Source organism: Pseudomaricurvus albidus (genome assembly GCF_018863235.1).
In the GTDB taxonomy this organism is placed as follows: domain Bacteria; phylum Pseudomonadota; class Gammaproteobacteria; order Pseudomonadales; family Cellvibrionaceae; genus Pseudomaricurvus; species Pseudomaricurvus albidus.
This window is the reverse complement of the sequence record NZ_JAHKRS010000010.1, coordinates 148,647-170,376: the sequence shown is the minus strand read 5'-3', so window position 1 is coordinate 170,376 and position 21,730 is coordinate 148,647. Positions and strand designations below refer to the sequence as shown.

Annotated in this window: 19 protein-coding genes; 8 read left to right on the top strand and 11 right to left on the bottom strand. The window is 49.6% G+C overall.

Translation table 11 applies throughout. The features are described 5' to 3' along the window. Window positions 1-647 precede the first annotated feature (647 nt). The gene (locus KOI40_RS15600; protein WP_216098461.1) at window positions 648-977 is read left to right on the top strand and encodes a DUF6763 family protein; all 330 of its coding nucleotides are present in this window, start codon (window positions 648-650) and stop codon (window positions 975-977) included. Window positions 978-991: 14 nt separating this feature from the next. On the opposite strand, the gene KOI40_RS15595 is transcribed toward KOI40_RS15600, so the two are convergent. Next, entirely contained in the window at window positions 992-1,639 is a 648-nt protein-coding gene (locus KOI40_RS15595) for an LOG family protein (protein WP_216098460.1), read from the bottom strand. 155 nt (window positions 1,640-1,794) lie between these two features. Here KOI40_RS15595 and lexA point away from each other — a divergent pair, with 155 nt between their 5' ends. Both lexA and KOI40_RS15585 read left to right on the top strand, forming a co-directional pair. After that, window positions 1,795-2,397: a transcriptional repressor LexA gene (lexA, locus tag KOI40_RS15590; protein ID WP_216098459.1), complete on the top strand. Its 603-nt coding sequence runs from the start codon at window positions 1,795-1,797 to the stop codon at window positions 2,395-2,397. A gap of 83 nt (window positions 2,398-2,480) precedes the next feature. Beyond that, entirely contained in the window at window positions 2,481-2,948 is a 468-nt protein-coding gene (locus KOI40_RS15585) for a cell division inhibitor SulA (RefSeq protein ID WP_216098458.1), read from the top strand. A 107-nt stretch (window positions 2,949-3,055) separates the two neighbouring features. Here the strand turns inward: KOI40_RS15585 and KOI40_RS15580 are convergent, their stop codons facing one another. From KOI40_RS15580 to topA, 4 genes are all read right to left on the bottom strand, one after another. Next, window positions 3,056-3,304 carry a hypothetical protein gene (locus KOI40_RS15580; protein WP_216098457.1) on the bottom strand — a complete coding sequence of 83 codons (249 nt, stop codon included), beginning with the start codon at window positions 3,302-3,304 and terminating at the stop codon, window positions 3,056-3,058. A 232-nt stretch (window positions 3,305-3,536) separates the two neighbouring features. Further along, complete coding sequence (locus tag KOI40_RS15575) at window positions 3,537-4,010, bottom strand: DUF6586 family protein (RefSeq protein WP_216098456.1); 474 nt, start codon at window positions 4,008-4,010, stop codon at window positions 3,537-3,539. A gap of 97 nt (window positions 4,011-4,107) precedes the next feature. Further along, window positions 4,108-4,689: an FMN-binding negative transcriptional regulator gene (locus tag KOI40_RS15570; RefSeq protein ID WP_216098455.1), complete on the bottom strand. Its 582-nt coding sequence runs from the start codon at window positions 4,687-4,689 to the stop codon at window positions 4,108-4,110. A 104-nt stretch (window positions 4,690-4,793) separates the two neighbouring features. After that, the gene (topA, locus tag KOI40_RS15565; RefSeq protein ID WP_216098454.1) at window positions 4,794-7,472 is read right to left on the bottom strand and encodes a type I DNA topoisomerase; all 2,679 of its coding nucleotides are present in this window, start codon (window positions 7,470-7,472) and stop codon (window positions 4,794-4,796) included. 435 nt (window positions 7,473-7,907) lie between these two features. Here topA and KOI40_RS15560 point away from each other — a divergent pair, with 435 nt between their 5' ends. Beyond that, window positions 7,908-8,753 (top strand): hypothetical protein, encoded by an 846-nt coding sequence (locus tag KOI40_RS15560; RefSeq protein ID WP_216098453.1) that lies wholly within the window; start codon window positions 7,908-7,910, stop codon window positions 8,751-8,753. Window positions 8,754-8,795: 42 nt separating this feature from the next. Here the strand turns inward: KOI40_RS15560 and KOI40_RS15555 are convergent, their stop codons facing one another. Further along, window positions 8,796-9,290, bottom strand: a complete 495-nt coding sequence (locus tag KOI40_RS15555; RefSeq protein WP_216098452.1) for a hypothetical protein — start codon at window positions 9,288-9,290, stop codon at window positions 8,796-8,798. A 207-nt stretch (window positions 9,291-9,497) separates the two neighbouring features. Here KOI40_RS15555 and KOI40_RS15550 point away from each other — a divergent pair, with 207 nt between their 5' ends. Continuing rightward, window positions 9,498-9,932, top strand: a complete 435-nt coding sequence (locus tag KOI40_RS15550) for a universal stress protein (protein WP_216098451.1) — start codon at window positions 9,498-9,500, stop codon at window positions 9,930-9,932. 22 nt (window positions 9,933-9,954) lie between these two features. Here the strand turns inward: KOI40_RS15550 and KOI40_RS15545 are convergent, their stop codons facing one another. Further along, on the bottom strand, window positions 9,955-11,886 hold the full coding sequence (locus tag KOI40_RS15545) for an ATP-binding cassette domain-containing protein (RefSeq protein WP_216098450.1): 1,932 nt from the start codon (window positions 11,884-11,886) through the stop codon (window positions 9,955-9,957). Between the two features lie 443 nt (window positions 11,887-12,329). Between KOI40_RS15545 and KOI40_RS15540 the strand changes: the two genes are divergently transcribed. Continuing rightward, window positions 12,330-14,456 carry a transglycosylase SLT domain-containing protein gene (locus KOI40_RS15540; RefSeq protein ID WP_216098449.1) on the top strand — a complete coding sequence of 709 codons (2,127 nt, stop codon included), beginning with the start codon at window positions 12,330-12,332 and terminating at the stop codon, window positions 14,454-14,456. 88 nt (window positions 14,457-14,544) lie between these two features. On the opposite strand, the gene KOI40_RS15535 is transcribed toward KOI40_RS15540, so the two are convergent. The 4 genes from KOI40_RS15535 to KOI40_RS15520 all read right to left on the bottom strand — a co-directional run bounded on the left by KOI40_RS15535 (window position 14,545) and on the right by KOI40_RS15520 (window position 18,160). After that, a complete protein-coding gene (locus KOI40_RS15535) occupies window positions 14,545-15,495 on the bottom strand; it encodes a chemotaxis protein (RefSeq protein WP_216098448.1) in 951 nt (316 codons plus the stop codon). A gap of 126 nt (window positions 15,496-15,621) precedes the next feature. After that, window positions 15,622-15,864 (bottom strand): glutaredoxin family protein, encoded by a 243-nt coding sequence (locus KOI40_RS15530; RefSeq protein ID WP_216098447.1) that lies wholly within the window; start codon window positions 15,862-15,864, stop codon window positions 15,622-15,624. Window positions 15,865-15,998: 134 nt separating this feature from the next. Further along, window positions 15,999-17,054: a DUF5610 domain-containing protein gene (locus KOI40_RS15525; protein ID WP_216098446.1), complete on the bottom strand. Its 1,056-nt coding sequence runs from the start codon at window positions 17,052-17,054 to the stop codon at window positions 15,999-16,001. A gap of 185 nt (window positions 17,055-17,239) precedes the next feature. Next, window positions 17,240-18,160 carry an FHA domain-containing protein gene (locus KOI40_RS15520; protein ID WP_216098445.1) on the bottom strand — a complete coding sequence of 307 codons (921 nt, stop codon included), beginning with the start codon at window positions 18,158-18,160 and terminating at the stop codon, window positions 17,240-17,242. Window positions 18,161-18,463: 303 nt separating this feature from the next. Here KOI40_RS15520 and KOI40_RS15515 point away from each other — a divergent pair, with 303 nt between their 5' ends. Continuing rightward, window positions 18,464-19,315 (top strand): PP2C family protein-serine/threonine phosphatase, encoded by an 852-nt coding sequence (locus tag KOI40_RS15515; protein WP_216098444.1) that lies wholly within the window; start codon window positions 18,464-18,466, stop codon window positions 19,313-19,315. A gap of 19 nt (window positions 19,316-19,334) precedes the next feature. Further along, window positions 19,335-21,707: a bifunctional serine/threonine-protein kinase/formylglycine-generating enzyme family protein gene (locus KOI40_RS15510; RefSeq protein ID WP_216098443.1), complete on the top strand. Its 2,373-nt coding sequence runs from the start codon at window positions 19,335-19,337 to the stop codon at window positions 21,705-21,707. The last annotated feature ends 23 nt before the right edge of the window (window positions 21,708-21,730 follow it).

Genomic DNA, 21,730 nt, shown 5'->3' with positions numbered 1-21,730 from the left:
CACGCCGGAATTCGGGAGGGTGCTGCCTTCGGGTTGCTTTCTTCTTTCCTGCCTTTTCTGTCATGGTTCACCTCTGTAGCGTAGCTTACTCGCTTAGCAGGGTGTCCATCATTGGTGGGCAGGATCATCCGGCTGGCTCATTGCCGTCCTTTCTTTACTTATTCAAACAAGGCTTTGGAACATACGTTTAGAAGATATTGATGTCAAGCTGGTATAAAGCCTCACCTCACCTGCAAGCACGCCGTCAACGGGAATCAAGAACACAAAAACAGGGAGCCAGACCCGATGATTCATCTGATATGAAAGAGTACTTTAGCGTCAATTTTTTAGACTGTTTTATTATCTGCCCGACTGTCTGAATAGCCCTGCGGAGTAAGCTTCGTGAACAATTTACCGACGACTTTAAAAACACCTTTGAAATTAATACGTTAGCTCTCCCCCATAAATCGGATGAAATACAACCAGATTGAGTTACTTTTACAGACTAAAATGACAGGCTTTCAACCCCCTCTTCAAGAAGGTATGTTTTGATCATAACCAATAAATTTTATTCACCCATTATCCAGACAAAGACCAAACACAACATCAAGGTTTTGAAATCACAATAGAAAATTAATCAAGACTCAGAAAACGGAAGGTAACACCACATGGCCACTACAAGCCCAAGTTCGCGCGCCATTATCGGGGAATGGTATCAGGATATCGTCGAAAATCTGTATTTTGAGGTTGTTGCTCTCGACACCCGATCAGGGACGGTCGAATTACAGTATCTCGACGGTGAAGTTGGCGAAGTTGATTTGGACACCTGGTCTGAAATGTCTTTGATTCCGGCATCTCCCCCCGAAGATGCCAGTGCCGCCTTTGAAATGTCCATGCCAAACAGCTGGAACGACGAATCGAATCTGAACCCTTGTAACTGGAACGACCCTTTAAACCAGATTGAACCCGATCTGTTTCAGGGTTCGGACGAGCTTTAAGGGTCTGCGTGACCTCAAGGCAGTTGTGCCCGGCAAGCCAGATGATCTTTTAGAATATCGCGCACCTCTTGGACACTATCCACCACACTGAAGAGAGCCAACTCTTCCGTGTCGATACACTTCTGCTCAACCATGGCACCCTTCATCCAGCTCAAAAGTCCCTGCCAGTAGTCTCTCCCGAGCAACACAATAGGAAACGGCTCTACTTTTTGAGTCTGCACCAGTGTTAATGCCTCAAATAACTCGTCCATTGTCCCGAAACCTCCGGGAAATATGACGAAACCAACAGCATTTTTCACGAACATGAACTTTCTGACAAAAAAGTATCGAAATGTGAGACTGACATTCTGATAAGGGTTTGCACCCTGCTCTCTCGGGAGAGTGATGTTTAACCCTACTGAGGAGCCATCACGCTCAAAAGCGCCTCGATTTGCACCTTCCATAATGCCCGGGCCGCCTCCGGTTATGACCGGAATCCCTTCTTCTGCCAGTAACTGCCCCAATTCCCGAGCCAGTTGATAATAGTGACTGCCCTCCCTAAATCGGGCACTTCCGAAGACCGTAACTGCCCCCTTGAGCTTGATCAGCTGCTCAATACCATCAACGACTTCCGACTGAATACGCAGCACCCGCCACGCTTCAGGCATTTTTGCATCAAGCATAAAACCTCCTGAACCGAATTTAAATTCTCCTGAAAACAAGGAGTTACGGAGCATTTATCCTAAGTATAGTTAACTTCACCAAAAAAACTTGCACAGTGCCAAACACTGTATATAATCACAGTCACTGTATAAAAAATCAGGAAAGGCAAGTTCTTATGATCAAGCTCACCTCAAGGCAGGAAGAAGTTCTCAATCTGATCAAACGCAATATTGAAGATACCGGCTACCCGCCCACCCGTGCTGAAATCGCAAAAGAGCTTGGGTTTAAATCCGCCAACGCGGCAGAAGAACATCTGAAGGCCCTGGCACGTAAAGGCGCTATCGAAATGGTTGCCGGTGCATCTCGGGGAATTCGCCTGCCAGAAGAAACAACAGGCATTCCTGTTGTGGGTCGTGTCGCTGCCGGTAGTCCAGTATTGGCCACGGAACATATCGAAGAATACTGCAGCATCCCTCATGACTTTTTTTCTCCAAGCGCCGACTTTTTGCTACGTGTTACCGGTGAAAGCATGAAGAACGTGGGCATTATGGACGGCGACCTGCTGGCTGTTCACAAGACCGATCAGGTTCGCAATGGCGATATTGTGGTAGCCCGTATCGAAGATGAAGTCACAGTGAAACGCTACCAGCGCAAACGGGGCTCCCACCTAATTGAGCTTTTCCCCGAAAACGAAGAATTTAACGTCATTGAGGTGGACTTGAAGGATCAGGACTTTGCCATCGAAGGCCTAAGCGTAGGGGTGATCCGGAGGGATTAATCCCTCCGAGCATCCACACTCGGACACCTCGGCGTTATCAAATACCTCTATCAACAGCCGCAAATCACAGACTGGAGAACATAATGCCTACTGCAAGACAACTTCAACCTGCCATAAACGCACAGGAAAATACATCTGCTGCCGGCTCCGGTCATGGTGTGTTTCAACCTGTTGATACTCAGACTCAGGCAACTAACAGCTCCGGAATCACGGAACTGGTACTTACCCAGCACAGCCCTGACGCACAAATGCTGCTACTGCCGATGCTCGCGCACCTGAGTCGCAACGCTGAGCGCTGGATCACCTGGATTGCAGACGCCCCAGTGGACAGAGAGGTGCTTGCGTCTTACGGTGTGGAAACCGACAAGGTACGCATCATTCGAAGCAATTGTGATGAATCGACTCGCTGGATTTTATGGGAAGCACTGAATACAGGTACCAGTCACACAGTGATTGCCTCACTGGATGAGTTGAGTGAAAGCGTGTTTTCTCATTTGGAATCAGCGGCACAAGCGGGTAAGAGCCGGGCATTACTGATCCGGTATCGGTAAATTGAGATTTTGGATGCTTTAAGGTTCTATTTGGCCAGATGTCTTTATATTACCACCAGCCGGAACGAAGAGAAGTCAGCAGGAAACTGCGAAGACAAGTAAGAAACTTAGTGTAACGTACGCTGCTCGGGCTCCAGCTCGAACTCAGCGTAATTTTGCTCAGCCAGATCCCCGACCGTTTCGAGTCCAGCTTCAATCATCGCCTTAACAACATCAAAGCGGGCTTCTTTCAGGAATTCTTCGGCTTCTTTAGAGAATTTGATGCACACCAGCGGCTCACTTTCGTCCTCACCTGCGCGACGCAAACCGACACCTCCGTCAGCTAGCTCGACAATTTCGTACAGGGCGGAAGACATAACAACTCCAAAAGAAGAAAAACATGCCAAAGGAGTTGATCAGCAGGTGTTCCCCTGTCTGCCCAAGCCAATGCAATCAAATAAGAAGGGTGGATTCTAACATTTTTCCGGTACGGAATTCCAATTCGGCCGCCCCCGTGACCTGCAAACTCCCGGTTCGCAGATTATTCTCGTGATCTAAAGCAGCTAAATGACACCTGAATAGGCAGAGGAAAGCCAATAACAGCTCTGATCAGTACTCTTCGAAAGACAGGCGCTGACGTTCAACCAATTGAGACAACTCATTCAAGAATTGCTTTACTCTCTCTATGGTTACCTCTGAAGTACCAACGGCCCTATCAGCAGCAATAATATGAGGCCCTGGAGATGCTGACGGCCCCTGAACTGTAGGGTTAAGAATCTCCCGCTCTGCAGCAAAAAGCGGTGCAATCCATTTCTGCCCCCTCAGTTCCTCAACGCCGGCACCAGCCGGGGCAGCGTCTACCAGATCCAGAACCTGATAAATTCTTTCCGGGGTTGTCACTGACAAGTTGTATGCCAACTCTCTTAAATACAAACGACAGGCAATAGCCAGATGCACCAAAGCTCCCTGAAGCAATGCTTCCTCCTCCTGTCGCCCAACCCTTTCAGAGGCATCGAGCCACTGCAAGCTCATACGGCAATGGGACAATTTCTGCTGCACTCTTGGTTGGTATGGATTACTCATGGCGGACCTTCCATCTCAGACAATACAATGAACATTGTGGGCATACATACGCGGCTCTGAGTCTGTAGGAAAACAATTAACTACAGACAACACTGCGCTACTGACAACGCTCCATTTCAGCTGCCAGAGCATTTGATCCTCTAGCTTTCAATTCAGTTATTACCTTCGCCCTATCCTCTGCTGGGCGGTTCTGGCTGAGTTTGTAAGTACAATGAATATCGCTGATCTTAATTTCAACACCAACGATAGCGTTCAGCATGGCCTTATTATATTCCGGTTCCCATGATTGAGTCAGGCCTGACTCATATTTTCGGGTTAATGTATCAACGACACTTTTAAGCTTATCGGTATCACTAAATACTCTTCCCTCACCATAAAGGCTCAGAGATTGATAGTTCCAGGTAGGGACTCCCGGTGATGTATACCAGCCAGGCGAAATGTAATCGTGAGGCCCCTGAATACTGATCAAAAGCTCTTGCCCTTCAAGCTCAATATGCTGAGGGTTATTTTTAGCTAAATGACCATAGAGCCTGGTTTTATCATCAGAAAGTAAAAATGGCATATGGGTCGAAAACAGTCTGCCATCAACTTTCGAAATCAACTGACCAAAACCATTCGTCTCGATAAAGGCGTACGCTTCTTCCCGATCCGAGACCTGGAAGTATTTAGGGGTGTACATAGCTTTTCCTTAAATGACCAAGCTGTTGACATTGGCCAAAACGAAAAGTGGCGCTCTAAGCGCCACTTATCTTCATTCACTGATTTGGTTGCCGGTCTATATGTTTACGAGGCCTTAGTTGCTTTTTTCTTCTTGGCAGGCGCCTTACTCTTGCTGCCTTTGGTCGTCACAACCCAGCCACCATTTTCATAGAAGGCCTTCCATCCAGTGGCCTTGCCTTCAATCTCGGATTGAACGTACTGCTCCTTGGTTTTACGACTGAAACGAACCAGTGTCGGGTTACCCTCATCATCCTCGGTTGGAGCTGAGAAAAGAAAGCTGTACTTGGGATCGATCTCTGATTTGTGAGGAAGCAACTCGGAAACCAAAGGTGCGCGTGTCTCACGGTTTTTAGGAAATTGACTCGCGGCAAGGAACAAACCCGATGCACCATCTCTTAAGATGTAGTGATCCTCGACTTTCTGGCACTGTAATTCAGGCATCGGAACCGGATCCATTTTCGGCGGCGCGGCCTCACCGTTTTTCAACAGCTTGCGGGTATTCTTACAATCTTCACCGGTACAACCGAAGTATTTACCGAAACGTCCGGTCTTCAGTTGCATCTCCTTACCACACTTGTCGCATTCCAGGGTCGGACCATCATAACCCTTGAGCTTAAAGGAGCCCTTTTCAACTTCAAAACCCGGGCAATCCGGATTGTTACCACAGATATGCAGCTTGCGAGATTCATCCAGCAGATAGCTGTCCATTGCCGTGTTACACAGCTTACAACGACGCTTATTACGTAACTGCTTGGACTCGGCTTCATCGTCCTCATCCGCATTGACCGCCTCATCTCCAGACACGAGATTCATCGTCGATTTACAACGCTCTTTCGGAGGCAATGCATAGCCGGAACATCCCAGGAAGACCCCGGTTGTCCCTGTGCGAATCTGCATTGGTCTGCCGCAAGTGGTACAGGGGATGTCGGTTTCTGTTGGCTCATTCGGGCGCATACCGCCCTCATCATTTTGAGCATTCAGCAGTGTTTCGGAGAAGTCTTTATAGAACCGGTCCAGCAGACTGTGCCATTCGACCTTGCCGTCAGCGACATCATCCAATGACTCTTCCATGTTGGCGGTAAAGCTGTAATCCATTAGATCGGTGAAGCTTTCAGTCAAGCGTTCGGTGACGATATCACCCATTTTATCCGCATAAAAACGACGTTTGTCCACATGCGCATAACCACGATCCTGAATTGTGGAAATAATGGAAGCGTAAGTGGAAGGGCGACCAATACCACGCTTTTCAAGCTCTTTTACCAAACTGGCCTCGGAATAACGCGCAGGCGGCTTGGTGAAATGCTGATTCGGATCTATCTCTTTCAGTGTCATGGTATCGCCAACCGCCAGCTCTGGCAGGACCACATCTTCGTCCTTTTTACCCGCAGGCGGCTGTACCTTAAGAAAACCATCAAAACGAATAACACGACCGCGGGTCTTCAACTCGTAATCACCGGCGGTTACTGTCAGAGAGGTACTGGTAAATTCAGCGGGCGTCATTTGACAGGCTACAAATTGTTGCCAGATGAGGGTGTACAAGCGTTCAGCATCACGCTCCATACCCTTGAGCTGGGTAGGCTTGGTTGTTACAGAAGAAGGACGAATAGCTTCGTGCGCTTCCTGTGCGCCCTCTTTGCTGGAGTAACTGTTAGCAGACTCTGGCAAATAAGGTTTTCCGAATTGCTCGAGAATAAACTCACGGCAGGATTCGACGGCCTCTTTACTCAAATTGGTTGAGTCCGTACGCATATAAGTAATATAACCAGCCTCATACAAGCGCTGCGCAAGCATCATGGTTTTCTTGACACTGAAACCCAACCGGGTACTCGCTGCTTGCTGTAAGGTCGATGTGATATACGGTGCTCCGGGCTTGGACTTGGTAGGCTTGTCTTCCCGAGCGCTGATGCTGTAAGCGGCTTTCTTCAGCGCCTCAACGGCAGCCATGGCGTCTTTTTCGCTCAGGGGTTTGAAGGCTTCCCCTTTGCAGCGTTTAACTTCAAAGCGAACATCATCGCCACCGGCAGACTTAAGGTCGGCAAAAACATCCCAGTACTCTTCCGGTATAAATGCACGAATTTCACGCTCACGCTCGACCACAAGACGTACTGCAACTGACTGCACCCGACCTGCGGACAAGCCACGCGCAACCTTTTCCCACAATAGCGGAGATACCATATACCCCACCACGCGATCCAGGAAACGTCGGGCTTGTTGAGCGTTTACCCGATTCTGGTCGATGGGTCCCGGCTGCTTAAAAGCTTCCTGGATGGCGCTTTTGGTAATCTCATTAAAAACTACCCGACGGTAACGGGATTCATCACCACCGATTGCCTTCTGCAAGTGCCAGGCAATGGCCTCTCCCTCTCTGTCCAAGTCCGTCGCGAGATAGATTGTGTCTGCTTTTTCTGCGAGTTTTCTTAATTCATCAACAACTTTTTCTTTGCCGGGCAAAATTTCGTAATGGGCTTCCCAACCATTTTCAGGATCGATACCCATACGCTTGATCAGCTGTTCTTTGGCTTTTTTACGTTTATGGATCACCTTTTCTTCAGGTGATAGCTTACGGGTGATAGCAGCTTGACGCGCCCTTTCTTTAGGATCGACTGTGCTTTTTGCTCCACCACTGGTAGGCAAATCCCGGATATGACCGACACTGGACTTAACAATAAAGTCATTGCCGAGGTATTTGTTGATTGTCTTCGCTTTTGCGGGTGATTCAACAATAACTAAGGATTTGCCCATATCTTCCTTCTATTTATACGTACAGTTACCGGCTTTTATGAACCGCTAACCATTAATTCTTTACTACCTGACGCTTACCGATGGTCAGTGCCTGTTCAATAATGCGTCTTGGGAGACGTGGCCAATCTAGCGCCGGCCTCAGGATGCGCATGTATAATTGCTAGCTGCCTGAGGGTCAAGCCATCTTGAGGATTTAAGTGCAAAAAGTCGAAAAAACCAAATTTTTAAGGCCAATTCTTACTTTATCCTTGCCAGACCACACCTTCCCGACTCTCTGAGCTGTTGCTCTTTTTTAGAGATAGCACAGTTTAAGGGCGATTGAAAAGACCTGGCTGCAGTAATAAAAGAGCGACACATCACCCAGCTCCACTAAAGATCCCTGCAATCAGGCCGCTAAATCAGGTATTAGGGACAATTCACTTTCAAGATATCACTATGTCTTCACTGACTTATCTGTTCATTTTCTGCGCACTCGCTACCGGCTCTCTCATTGTCGTCAGCATTGTGAACGAAAAGGAAAATCGTCGGCGAATTGTGCAGCAAAAACTGCGTCAACTCCGCTTTCAGGTACAGGATATGGAAGAAGTTGTGCTTGAAATAGACCGACTTGTCGAAAACCGTCTCATAGCCAAACTGCTTAATGATGAGATACTGGAAAAAGTACTGGCTATGAAACAGGCTCACCCGGACACGGGCTATCTGAATGCCATTCACCAGACCGCTTTGGCCCGTCTTGAACAATACGAAAGCGACCTGGCTACAGCACAAAAGCCTGCTCTGGACAGACGTAAACACAGTGACGCGCAGATTGCTCGCTCGAAAAGAACCGTCGAAGAAGCCGGCCTGATTCTGAGGCGACAACAAAGTAGCGGGAAGATCACACTGGAAGATCTGGAGCCACTGATGTCTGATCTTCGCTGGGCTCACCTGATGATTGATGTGATCTCACACATTGGTCAGGGCTACAAAGCCATGCGACGTCGGGATCTTCTATCAGCACACGCTTTTTATAAAAAAGCGCAACAAATGTTGATTCAGTCTTCCCATCCTGACCCTCGCCGACAGGATTTCATCAAGGAGATTTCGGACGTTCTCAATAACAGACGCAACGGGTTTTCCCCTCGCCTTATGCCGGAAATTCACTCAATCCAGAGCGAAAACTCAGGGTCTGCAAATGATGACGACTCACTTTTTAGTGCATTGAGCACCACATCCATTGCCGGGCCAGAAGAAGAGGAAAGCAACCGCAGCCTTGATAATCTGGATGCCCTGCCAACCTAATCTCTATCTTGCTTACTGTTTTTTCACAACGATCCTCAGAAGCTAGCGGCCAAAACCTGCCAGCTCTCCCGAAGTCCGTTGAAGCCAGGCATTGATCTCATCCACTACGCCCTCTCCCCCCAACTCATTCCAGTAACAACACAGCCCCTGAGGCCCGGAGGCGATGGCAATAATTCGCTCTGGAACAGTATCAAGACTTTGCTCCAAAGCAGTCAGATTCACACCTTCAGCCTTTTTATTCCAATCCCAGCGACCGCTGAAGTGCAGACCATGCTCGTACTTCTTTTTCACCAGCACCCAGGCATGCTGTGCGTCTTTTTTATCAGCCCAAGGCAAGCAGTAACTGGCAATAGTTTTCGTCCTGCCGTCACTCTCGGCCCCTTCAGGGTACTGCTGCAGATGCACTCGCAAGCCATGATCAAGTGCCAATTTGCGTAATTTAGCTTCACGACGCTGAGAGGCCGTCGGCTGCATCAATAAAATCGGACCTAAAAACAAGGCTATTGCAGCCAGACATATTGCGACAGGGATCCACATCGATATCGTACCTTTCCGTAACATCAGAACTCCCGCGGACTGCAGCAAAGTTAAAACACTTGAAACAGTAGGGATATTCTCTAGTTTTTTTTAAAACAAGGGTCTAGTATGAACTTTATCTATAACCTGAAACGTTAATAATAAGGCCATAAGTCGGTTTTGTCGGTGATTACGCGCAACTGTCGTAGCCAAATACAGGAGTTAACCATGACAAATTACACTCACATACTCGTCAGTCTGGACCTCAGCGATGAATCACAGCAGGTGCTGGATAGAGCGGTCACTCTCGCCAAAGCCAACAACGCCAAGCTATCGCTTGTCCATGTCGTTGAACCCCTGACATTCGCCTATGGAGGCGATATTCCCGTGGATCTCACGGATATTCAGGAACAGCTTCAAACACAGGCCACGGAGCAACTGGCCACACTAGCCAAACCCCACAACATCCCTGCTGACGCGCAAAATATTCAGGTGGGACAACCCGTCGCAGAAATCCATGATTTGGCTGATCAGCTGGGCGCAGACCTGATTGTGGTCGGCAGCCACGGCCGAAAAGGTCTGGCCCTGCTGCTCGGTTCAACAGCCAATGGTGTACTCCACGGTGCCAAACGGGATGTTCTGGCTGTCAGAGTACAGGATTAAGTTCAGAATGAACGAACGGAGGCTACATAGCCTCCAGTTCATCCCAGCGGGCATATTTAGCTTCCAGCTCTGTCTGAACATCGGACAGCTTTTGAACAACAGCATCGATCGCCTGATGATCTTGCTCATAAAACCCCGGCTCTGCCATTTCAGCCTCAATTTCGGAAACTCGCTCTTCTAGCGACTCGATTTCAGCCGGTAGAGAATTTAATTCTCGCTGGAGCTTGTAGCTTAACTTGGTCTTGGAAGGTGCCGTTTCAGCAGCGCCCCCCCCTTCATTTATGGACGTTTTTTTGTCTTTTTCCTGAGTGTCGACGGGCTTAGCGTTATCCGCTCCGGCTGTAGCTTGCTCAGAATTCCAGCGCCCCCCCTGTCGGATCCAGTCTTCATAACCACCAACGTATTCACGGACCTTGCCGTTACCCTCAAAGGCAATCGTGCTGGTCACTACGTTATCCAGAAATGCCCGGTCGTGGCTGACCAGTAGAATGGTACCGTCAAACTGCGCCAGGATCTCTTCCAGCAGTTCCAGCGTTTCAACATCCAGATCGTTTGTTGGCTCATCCAAAACCAGCAAATTACTGGGCTTACTGAACAGCTTGGCCAAAAGTACCCGGTTGCGCTCACCACCTGAGAGTGCCTTCAAAGGGGTTCTGGCCCGGTCACCTGTAAACAGAAAGTCACTTAAATAGCTGATGATGTGACGGGTTCTGTCACCAATTGTGATGCTATCGCGGCCTTCAGAAACATTGTCGACGGCGTTTTTTTCCAGGTCGAGCTGATCACGAAGCTGATCAAAATACGCAATTTCGATATTGGTACCGCACTGCACCTTACCTTCTGTCGGTGTCAGCTGGCCCAGTATGATTTTCAACAAGGTACTCTTTCCGGCACCATTGGGGCCAATAAAGCCTATGCGATCTCCCCGAATGACCGTAGATGTAAAACGATCAATGACCCAGGCAGCCTCATCGGAGAAACGATGACTGACATTTTCAAGCTGGGCGACCAATTTGCCAGACAAACCTCCAGCATTGATCTCAATTTTGGCATTACCCTGTCTTTCCCGACGCTCTGAACGCTCCACCCGCATCGCTTTCAGCGCCCGGACACGACCTTCATTGCGGGTTCTGCGCGCCTTGATCCCCTGACGAATCCAGCTTTCTTCCTCGGCAAGACGTTTGTCGAACAAGGCATTATGGCGCTCCTCTTCCAGTAATTGTTGCTCCCGGAACTCCAGAAAACTCTTGTAGTCCCCATGCCAACTGCGGATGTGTCCGCGGTCAAGCTCAACAATATCGGTCGCCAGGCTTTGCAGTAAGGACCTGTCGTGGGTGATAAACACCACTGCACCACGGAACTCCAGCACCTGCTTTTCAAGCCATTCAATGGCCAATACATCCAAGTGGTTGGTAGGTTCATCAAGCAACAATAAATCCGGCTCAATCACCAGGGCTTTTGCCAGAGCCACCCGACGACGCCAGCCTCCGGACAACTCAGCCATAGTCTTGTCTGCCGGCAGATCCAGTTTTGTGATCACCGTTTCGACTCGCTGTTGCAGGCTCCATCCGTCCTGACTGTCGATGCCTTGCTGCACTCTCGCCAGTTTGTCCAGCGCACCTTCTTCTTCGATGTGTGACAACAGGCGGTGATATTCCGCCAATAGTGCCCCAACTTCATTCAGGCCACTGGAAACCACATCGTACACACTCAAGTCATCGGCTTCCGGAAGATCCTGTTCCAAACGAGCCACCTTCAGGGTGGGCTGTCGCCATACACTCCCGTCATCCAAAAGCACATCGCCTGACAACACCTTCAGAAGGCTGGACTTTCCTGCCCCATTACGCCCAATCAAACAGACCCTTTGTCCTTTGTCGATGGACAGATCGATACCGTCCAGCAAAATCCGGGTGCCGTAATGCAAACTGGCTTTTTTCAATTCAATCAAGGACATATTTTGTACTACCTGAAACGTAATAATCGGTGCCTGAACCTGTTCAATTTCTGCTCACTTCAAGGAGCAGACGACATCAGGGACGCCATACTACCTGCAAAGCCACGGCAAAGCACCTGTAGCCCAATGAAGGCAGAAAAATCAACAATCCCACACCCAAAAAGCAGAGCCAAGTGCCAAAAAAGAAGACCCACCCGCTTTTAAAATATTATTGATGAACTTTTTCACACTGACATGGACTATAAAAACGTACTATGCGGCATTACTCGCTGGCGAAGGATACATCTACGGCAGCAAGCCAGTCTTATGACCATAAAAACCTGAAATGAAAACTGACAAGTGCCTTACCAATAACTAACATCTATCATAGGCAATATCTGGTTCACCAATAGCGGCCAGTTAAGCGGCTTTCAACCACGCACGACTCTGAGAATTATAGGTATATGAGTCCATTGAAATACATGAACAGCCATCTGGGCATCCCCACACTCCCGGCAAGCGAAATACCTCATCGCAAACACATTCAGCGAGCCGTACTCATCAGTCTTTGCTCTTTGTTGGGAGCAATGCCGGCATGGAGCGCAGAGGAAACCTCGGCCTCGCAGACCACTGAATCATCATCCACTCAGATTTCAACCACCGAGTCATCCGAGCCCAGTGCGGCAATCCCCAGTCGAACCGAGGCAGAGATTGCTGCAGCTAAACTGGCTTTGGAAAAACAAAGGGCTGATTACAAAAGCGCCCGCATTGCACTACGGCGTGGCCAGTTAACCACGTACAGAGAATACCGCGACCGCCTGAACACCTACCCTCTGGTGGTTTACCTGGATTATTACGAACTGCAGAGAAATCTGGAACGACGCCCATCCGAAGAGGTAAAGCACTTTTTGGATAGCAACCAAAACTCTTACTTAAGTGATCGGCTTCGTACCAACTGGCTAGAAGTATTAGCAAAGCAGTCCCGCTGGACTGAGTTTCAGGAGTTTTATGACCCCCGCATTGCCACCACAGAACTCCAATGCCAGGCACTTCAGTCTCGTCTCACAAAGGGAGACGACAGCGCACTACAGGAAGTAGAACCACTGTGGAATGTCGCCGAGTCACAGCCGAAAGAGTGCGACCATCTGTTTGATCTATGGATGCAAGCCGGAGGCCTGACACAAGAAATCGCCTGGAGCCGCTTCCAGAAAGCACTGGATGCCGGCAAGACGTCACTCGCTCAATACATTTCCAGGAAATTCACCCCCCCATACAACTCTGCCGCTGCCCTGGCCATCGAATTGAGACATGCTCCTCATATCATTCGTCATCATCGTCGATTCCAGGTCAAGAACCCGGCCATGCGTGATGTGATCGTCTACGGCCTGTCCCGTTACGCTCGCCAGAACCCTGTCCGGGCCGTGAAAGAATGGCAGCACTACGACAGACGGCAAGACTTTACGTCCGAGCAACGCCTGAAAGTTCAGGAAAAGCTGGCCATTGAACTGGTAAGAGACGACCAACACGAAGCTGCGGATAAATTGATGGCCAATGTGCCACAAATTACTGACACTTATGTCGCCGAGAGACTGATCCGCGAATCGCTGAAAAGGATGGACTGGGCACAGGTTTATCGTTACCTGGACCAGTTACCAGTTGAGGAACAAAAAACTGAGCGCTGGCAGTACTGGCGAGCCCGTGCTCTTGAGCATATGGATATTAAAGCCGAAGGTAACAACGATCCTCAGCAAATTTACAGTCAGCTTGCTAACGAACGCAGCTTTTATGGATTTCTTGCAGCAGATCAGCTTGAACGCCCCTATAAGCTAAGCGACATTCCTGTCTCACCATCCCCAACGGTTATCGCGGCTGTTGCAAACAATCCCTCTCTGGTCAGGGCAAAAGAGCTGTATGAGATTAAGGATTTCCTTAACTCGAACCGCGAGTGGTATTACATGGGGCAGAATTTCTCGACAAAAGAAGAACATCTCGCGGCAGCCAAGCTGACCGATTCGTGGGGCTGGCACCAGAAAACCATTATTTCCCTGGCAACCGTTAAGGCCTGGGATGACCTCAAACTCAGATTTCCGCTGGCTTACAACAAGCAGTATTTCACTGCGGCCAAAAAGAACCAGGTGTCTCCGCTGCTGTTGTTTGCCATAAGCCGCCAAGAGAGTGCCTTTTATGCCAGAGCCCGCTCACCGGCGGGCGCAATGGGCTTAATGCAACTGATGCCGGCTACCGCAAAGCAAACTGCACGTAAGGCCGGAGTCAGGTACCACAAGAACGACCTCTATCAGCCCGACACCAATATTTTGCTAGGCAGCGCCTATATCACAGAATTACTGGATCGATTTAACGACAACCGGATTTTGGCTACAGCGGCATACAATGCTGGTCCGCATAGAGTGAATCAATGGCTCAAGCGGTCTGACGGCCAACTGCCCTATGATGTGTGGATTGAGGTGATTCCCTTTAAAGAGACCCGAAAGTACGTACAGAACGTACTCGCTTACTCGGTCATCTACGGCTACCGAACCGGTACCGTTCCTCCGATGTTAAGCGCGAAAGAAAATCAAAAAATGCTATAACTCTGACCACCTGCTGACACAGCCTTTGGTATCCACCCAAAAGCCCAAAGGCTGCTGTGATGCTGTCAAACCCAGACAGTGCTTTTATTCAGACCAAACGTCCAGACTGAATCTGTTCACGCAAAAAGTTCTGCACTTTTTGCGCAAGCTCATCAGGCTGGAACTTGGATAGGAAATCGTTACACCCTACTTTTTCGACCATAGCCTGATTGAAACTGCCCGATAATGACGTGTGCAGAATCACGTGCAGGTCTTTTAAAGCCGCATCCGAACGCACTTCATGGGTGAGGCGATATCCGTCCATTTCTGGCATTTCCGCATCTGTCACCAGCATCAGGTATTCACGGGGAATATCCACGCCATTGCGAGCTTGCTCTTTCAGGCGATTTAAAGCTGTTAAACCATCCGGGCAATACTCGGTTTCGATTCCGATATTTGACAAGGTAGCACTGGCCTGCCGATAGGCGGTTAAGGAATCATCCGCCATCAGAATTTTAAGCTCTCTGGACAGCGCAAAATCAACAAGATCACGATCGAGAACATCTTCCGATACGCTGGTTTCATAAGGGACGATATCCGCCAATACTCTTTCAACATCGAGAATCTCAACGATGTCGTCATCCATGCGCGTAATCGCCGTCAGAAAGTGGCTCCGACCGGCCCCTTTTGGTGGCGGCAATACCAGTTCCCAATTAAGGTTAACAATACGATCCACAGCGCCCACCAGAAACGCCTGAATACTGCGATTGTACTCAGTCACAATCAGATTACAGTCTTCGCGATTCCTCAAAGGCGGTCCGCCAATGGCAGCACTGAGATCAATCACCGAAATCGTTTGATTGCGCAGATGGGTGACCCCCACCACATGGGGACAACTGTGCGGCAGAGCTGTTAACTTCGGGAGTTTGACGACTTCTTGAATCTTAAAAACATTCAGCGCAAACAATTGACGTCCGGCTAACCTGAACATCAACAGCTCAAGACGGTTTTCTCCAACCAGCTGGGTACGTTGATCCACCGTTTGCAATATTTTTGACATAGAGCGCGCCTTTGACTTGATTCAAAATAGGACTATCAAGATGCTTTAAACACCTTGTAACGTCATCGGCCAAAGACTGAAAAGCTTAAACAGAAACCTGAAACATCCCAAATCACCTACCGCAGGCTAATCCGCCAGTAACTCAGCTAACTGCTCCTGACTGAACGGCCATCCCAGCTCCTGGCCGGAATCTTCCCTTTGAACCACAGGAATCCGGATCCCGTAGCGTTCTACCAATTGATCGTCATCGGCAATTTCAATCTCGTGCAACCGATAACCAAAATGTTGCATAACGGGCCACGCCAAAGCCTTGGCGTCTTCACACAGGTGGCAGCCCAGGGTTGTATAGAGAAACAGGGTCTTTTGCATAAACGGACAAACGTCGGAAAAGGAAATGTGGATTTTAGCAAAGCCCGCTACTCACACCAACTTAACGTCACTTGAGGCAAAAACTCACCACAGAAAGGTTTCACTCATGGGGAAACGGGTACTGTGGCCAGTGATCAGTCTTGCTTGGCCAGCAAAGACGCTGTCAATTGTTGCAACCTTGCATCTCCATGATCAAAAACCTCGCTGATCCTCACCAGCAACTCTTCCGGCTGCTGAAACACGGAGGCCATCTCCAGCGACTGTTGTAACCCCAGAGCGAAATCGGCCAAAGGCTTCAAACTGTGGCTCATATTCCCGCTGTCTGTGCCCGCAAAGGATTGAACTTGACCATAGGTCTGTTGCAAACGATGGGCAGAAGGATGATTGAGACCCTGAATAAACTGACTGATTTCCTGACGGTCATATCCGAGGGATTGAGCGTACTCAAAGGCCTCCGGCCCACCACTGTGCTGGAATTTTTCTGATATGCCGGAAAACTGATCCAACAGGCTTGCCACTGACGCAAGATCACCTTCAGGCAGAGATTCTGATGCAGAGAGGCTGTATCGATCACGGATTTCGGAGTAATCCAGCAATGCCTCAACGCCCTGCAGTTGATTCAAGATGGATTGGGATAATCCATTTTGGTTACTCAAAACCTGAATGTCCGCTGTGACACCCTCTTTGGTGATCAGAGAAAAACTAAAATCCCGATCCACATTGATCGCAGAGCCAGCACCTGCAGCCCCCTCCACGAACTGATCCTGTAACGCTTCACTTCCGCTTAACAGGTTATCGAAGGTCAGCTGCAACTCTTGATTCAGCTCTGGAGTCATCAGCCCCATCTCTTCCAACTGCTGGCTGGCCTGAGTAAAACCCAGTTTCACACCCTCCAATCCAGCCTGCAGTCGAGAAGCCAATTCCTCGGCCGTAGCACCGTCTTCCATGTCGCGTTTTAACTGAGCCTCAATAAACCCCAGTATGGTATTTGTTGTTTCTTGAATTCTCGCAGTGCTACCGGATAAGGGAGACACTTCCGTATCCGCCCCGGAAACGTTAGTGGATGAATCCACAGCGGATGTCTGCTGAAGGGCTTCATAGCGCTCTGAGCGAATAAAGATGGCGGAAGGAGTGGATACGCCCTGACCGAGCCCTGCCTGAGGCTCTGTCTGCTCAGCGGCAGATTTCACAGGCTGGGCACCTGCCGATGAGTTCAATACCCCAAGGGATACACTGGATGAAACAGGCGTTAACACAAGATCCTCTTCTGTATGAAAATAGGTTTAATACCCTATTAACGGCAGAAGCAGGAATAACTTAATGAGGATTTATCTTTACGGTATCACGGCCTAATTTGACTGATACTGCTCGCCAGTCAGATTAGGCCGTTTTGCCAAGCCAGATAGACACCACCGCCAATGACCACCAGTAAAATCATTCCGGTAAGAATCCCCGCCGACGACGATTTGGCTGTTGGTTCAATTGTTTCTACCGCAGGATCCAGGCTGGGCGATGCTTGACGGCCAGTCTCAGGGCGTCGGACCGTATCAGCCGCACGAGGGCCCTGCGCCGCAGACGATGATTTTGCACCTGAAGCCCCTGTGGGTTTTGGCGGAGACGGACGGGGCCCACCTCTCGGAACAGTCCGCAGAGTGGTTTTATCGAGATCATCAGAAGGACCAATAACACCAAAACTCAGAGTGTCAAACCGCAAGTCATCCCCGCGTTTGACTCTGGACTCGGTCACCCGACGACCATTGACGAAAGTGCCGTTGGAAGATCCGAGATCTTTCACATACATCAGCCCCTCTCTGACAATCAGCTCGGCATGACGGCGGGAAAGATGTGCTGCTGCCAGGGTGATGTCACATTCATTGGAGCGGCCGACTACAGTATTCGACTTTACAGGGAACACACGATTCGCAAGCGCTGAGTGATTTGCCTTGAGCGCCCAGCCCGTTGTTTCCATCTGGCGAGGGATGGTCGGTGTAAGCTGTGTCTCCTGCTTGGGATCGATAATCTGTAATTCGGTATCGCCAATACGAATACCGTATTGTGGTCGCAGAATAACCAGCCGTCCCTTTGGTACTGGTTTGCCGTTAATAAACGTGCTGTCGGAATCGTTCAGTAACAAAAAGTGCAGCTGTTCATAATTTACTCGAATTTCCGCATGAACATCGGCTACTGAAGGATCATCCAACACAAGATCACAGCCGGTATTACGCCCGATTGTCACTTTAGGCTCAACAAGCCACACCGCATTTTGTTTATTATTGGTAAAGCGGAGCTTGAGCATAGACGGTCGTTCCCTAATTACAAATGTCTCAAAATGCGTTCGATAATGCATAAAAGCCTTTAGTCTATCAATAGGTTAGGTGAAATAATTCACTTTATTGCCTGCCAATACCCAGTAATATACGATCTAGGAAACAGGCGGGGTTGCTCTAGTGGTTGGTCATCCTTCGTATCGGTTGAGATTCATATGGGCTCAACAAACTGCCATGTGCAAAATAACAATGCGCGACGATATTTTGACATGCGCCTGAATCACCTTTAGCACGCAAAATGAGCAACACTGAAAAGACCTAACGGACTGATTATGCCGCCATTACAATCCCACTCGGTTACGGACAAGGGACATTACCGAGACAACAACGAGGATTGCTTTCTCAGCAAACCTGAAGAAGGCCTGTGGGCGGTCGCAGATGGCATGGGTGGGCACGAAGCCGGTGAAGTTGCGAGTGCCATTGTCCGACGCACACTCGACGAAGCATCCAGTCGGGGACGCACTCTGGAAAATGCCATTGTCACCTCTCATAAAGCAGTCCTCAAAGCTGCCAGCAAAGGTGAAGGCGTCTCGGGAATGGGGTCTACCGTTGTAGCTCTGAACAGCGACGACAATGATTACCAGGTCTCATGGGTCGGTGACAGCAGAGCTTATTTATGGACAGAAGAACGAGATGGCGGTCGCCTTGAGCAACTCACGGTTGATCACTCCTACGTTCAAATGCTGTTGGCATCCGGTGCCATCGGTGCGGATGAAGTTGACCATCACCCGGACAAAAACATCATTACCCAGTGCATCGGTTCACTGGATACCCCTCAGATCAAAGTGGACACTGTTCGCGGCCAGTGGCAAAAACAGCAATGGATTATTCTCTGCAGTGACGGCCTAACCGATGAAGTGGACAACGCCAGCATTGCCCAGATTCTGTGTCAGGCCCGCAACCCTAGAGAAGCATCACAGGCCCTGCTGAAACAAGCGCTGGATAATGGTGGTCACGACAACATCACCATTCAGGTTATCGAATCTCCTCTGTTTTCACGCAGCCTGCTTTACAAACTGCGCGACTGGTTACCTCGAATCACGGGCCACGACTGGATAGATTTCAGCCTCTATAGCCTGGCACTGTGCAGTGCAGCGCTGATTGGCTACTGGACACTTCGGTAAGTCAGGAAACAAAAAACAAATGCAGATTCCAGGCTATCGAATCATTCGTAAAATCAACCAGGGCGGCATGTCCACCGTCTACCTTGCCATACAACTCAGTGTGGGACGGGAAGTTGCCCTGAAAGTGATGTCCCCTGCCCTCAACGCCGATCCGGTTTTCAGCGAACGGTTTCAGCGCGAGGCCAATATTGTCGGTCAGCTATCACACCCCAACATTGTTTCGATCTACGATATCGGCCGCTATAAAAACCTGAACTACATTGCCATGGATTATCTGGCGGGAGGTTCGGTTCACGACAAGATGAGTTCAGGCCTCAGTGCTACCGAAGCCCTGCGCATTACACAAGAAATAGCCAACGCGCTGGATCACGCCCATGAAAAAGGCTATATCCACCGTGATATCAAGCCGGAAAACATCTTGTTCCGGGAGGATGATACCGCGGTATTGTCCGACTTTGGTGTCGCCAAGACTGTCAGTAGCGCATCAAGAATGACCAACGCCGGTACAGTGGTCGGCACCCCACACTACATGAGCCCGGAACAGGCTCGCGGCAAACCCATTGACGGTCGATCCGATCTCTACAGCCTGGGGGTGGTGTTTTATGAGATGCTTACCGGTAGCGTTCCCTACAAGGCAGAAGAAGCCGTAGCCATTGCCATCAAGCACCTGACTGCGCCCATCCCCAAACTGCCAGCTCAGTATTCGCTGTTTCAACCCCTGCTCAACAAATTGCTGGCTAAAGATCCCGATGATCGCTATCAACGTGGTCGTGAAGTGGTTGAAGCCATTCAAAGCATTCAGGGAAATCGCAACAACACCAACCCTCGATATCTGACTGAGACAGAGCCGACTGCACTGCAAATCATGTCGCTGTTTAAGGCTCTGGTTCTGACCAGTTACGCTGCCATTTCTACCCAGCTGGGCATTTTCGGCCAGTGGTTATTCAGTTGGCGATGGACTCCCCGACGAGGCGTATTTCGGCATCCGAACGTTACGGTGACAGAAATCCGCACCAGTGCTGCCACCGAAGAGGATAACCGTGCAACGGTGGTCTCTACACGGGTTCAAAAAGCAGCACACTACCAATCAATGCAAAATCGCCGCATCGGACAGGTTTTTCGTGGCATTTCCCTGGCCATATTATTAAGCGTCATCTGGGTCGCGATCAGCATGGCCACCACTCGCTTCAACATCCCTTTTAAAGATGCTCTGCCATCAGGGTTTCTTTCAGCAACGGAATTTACTGATTTGTGGGTAAACGGCAAACTGATCGCTCCAGAAGCCGACAGGGCTGCCGACTCAACCACTACGCCCGCAATACCTCAGGCAATTACTCAAACACCGTCAGAAAGCATATTAGCCCCGGATTCTAACGGGATATCTGAAGGCAATGACGTTGAAGCACTACCGGTAACAGAAGCACCGCCTGTTACTCCTGAACCTCCCCGCTATCAGCTGACTGTAGATGCAGCGCCCATAGAAGCACGGGTTCGAATCCTCAACATCCCTGAAGTTTACTATCCAGGGATTCCTCTACTGCCAGGCCGATACCATGTTGAAGTTACCAGCAAGGGTTTCGATCGTTATGAAGAATGGGTAGAACTGACTGACGAAGATAAATCCCTTGAGGTATCCCTGCGAAAAACCCCGGTACCGGGCGCCACCTTCTACAACGATCTGGCTAATGGAAACAAAGGTCCATCAATGGTCATTGTCCCATCGGGAAGCTTTGTTATGGGCAACGCGGGAGACAGCACCACTTCCCCGAGCCACCGAGTACGCTTTAAAAATCCTTTCGCTGTAAGCCAGTATGAAATCACCTTTGCCGATTACGAGCATTTCGCCAAAGCCACAAAGCGCCCTATGCCCAGCGATAATCGCTGGGGCAAAGGCAGTCGCCCGGTAATCAATATTACATGGCAGGACGCCAAGGACTATGTAGCCTGGCTTCGAGATACAACCGGACGCAAGTATCGACTACCAACTGAAGCTGAGTGGGAATACATTGCCCGCGCCAAAACTACAGGCGACTACTGGTGGAGCGGCAGCAGCGAGAAAAAAGCCAACTGTCGCCGTGGCTGTGCGAGTGATTTCAGCAACTTTTTCCGAGCTAAAACAGCCCCTATCGGCACCTATCCCAGCAACCCGTTTTCGGTTTTCGACACCTCGGGAAATGTCGCGGAATGGACTCAGGATTGCTATCAGGATCACTACCTCGGGGCCCCTAAGGATGGCTCAGCGGTTGATCAGGAGAACTGCCAGATGAGAAGTGTCCGCGGCGGTTCCAAAGACAGCAATGTTACCGAGATCAAGAACTACTCGCGGGATAAACGGGACCCTGGGCTCGGGTATGATGACGTCGGGTTCAGAGTGATCGTAGATCTTTATTGATCAAATCACTCCTTGAAAAAGCC

What these genes read in the sequence shown, in the direction of transcription:
- KOI40_RS15600 (WP_216098461.1), top strand. Translation starts at nt 648, where the DNA reads ATGGCCACTACAAGCCCAAGTTCGCGCGCCATTATCGGGGAATGGTAT.
- KOI40_RS15595 (WP_216098460.1), bottom strand. Translation starts at nt 1,639, where the DNA reads ATGCTTGATGCAAAAATGCCTGAAGCGTGGCGGGTGCTGCGTATTCAG.
- lexA (WP_216098459.1), top strand. Translation starts at nt 1,795, where the DNA reads ATGATCAAGCTCACCTCAAGGCAGGAAGAAGTTCTCAATCTGATCAAA.
- KOI40_RS15585 (WP_216098458.1), top strand. Translation starts at nt 2,481, where the DNA reads ATGCCTACTGCAAGACAACTTCAACCTGCCATAAACGCACAGGAAAAT.
- KOI40_RS15580 (WP_216098457.1), bottom strand. Translation starts at nt 3,304, where the DNA reads ATGTCTTCCGCCCTGTACGAAATTGTCGAGCTAGCTGACGGAGGTGTC.
- KOI40_RS15575 (WP_216098456.1), bottom strand. Translation starts at nt 4,010, where the DNA reads ATGAGTAATCCATACCAACCAAGAGTGCAGCAGAAATTGTCCCATTGC.
- KOI40_RS15570 (WP_216098455.1), bottom strand. Translation starts at nt 4,689, where the DNA reads ATGTACACCCCTAAATACTTCCAGGTCTCGGATCGGGAAGAAGCGTAC.
- topA (WP_216098454.1), bottom strand. Translation starts at nt 7,472, where the DNA reads ATGGGCAAATCCTTAGTTATTGTTGAATCACCCGCAAAAGCGAAGACA.
- KOI40_RS15560 (WP_216098453.1), top strand. Translation starts at nt 7,908, where the DNA reads ATGTCTTCACTGACTTATCTGTTCATTTTCTGCGCACTCGCTACCGGC.
- KOI40_RS15555 (WP_216098452.1), bottom strand. Translation starts at nt 9,290, where the DNA reads ATGTGGATCCCTGTCGCAATATGTCTGGCTGCAATAGCCTTGTTTTTA.
- KOI40_RS15550 (WP_216098451.1), top strand. Translation starts at nt 9,498, where the DNA reads ATGACAAATTACACTCACATACTCGTCAGTCTGGACCTCAGCGATGAA.
- KOI40_RS15545 (WP_216098450.1), bottom strand. Translation starts at nt 11,886, where the DNA reads ATGTCCTTGATTGAATTGAAAAAAGCCAGTTTGCATTACGGCACCCGG.
- KOI40_RS15540 (WP_216098449.1), top strand. Translation starts at nt 12,330, where the DNA reads ATGAGTCCATTGAAATACATGAACAGCCATCTGGGCATCCCCACACTC.
- KOI40_RS15535 (WP_216098448.1), bottom strand. Translation starts at nt 15,495, where the DNA reads ATGTCAAAAATATTGCAAACGGTGGATCAACGTACCCAGCTGGTTGGA.
- KOI40_RS15530 (WP_216098447.1), bottom strand. Translation starts at nt 15,864, where the DNA reads ATGCAAAAGACCCTGTTTCTCTATACAACCCTGGGCTGCCACCTGTGT.
- KOI40_RS15520 (WP_216098445.1), bottom strand. Translation starts at nt 18,160, where the DNA reads ATGCTCAAGCTCCGCTTTACCAATAATAAACAAAATGCGGTGTGGCTT.
- KOI40_RS15515 (WP_216098444.1), top strand. Translation starts at nt 18,464, where the DNA reads ATGCCGCCATTACAATCCCACTCGGTTACGGACAAGGGACATTACCGA.
- KOI40_RS15510 (WP_216098443.1), top strand. Translation starts at nt 19,335, where the DNA reads ATGCAGATTCCAGGCTATCGAATCATTCGTAAAATCAACCAGGGCGGC.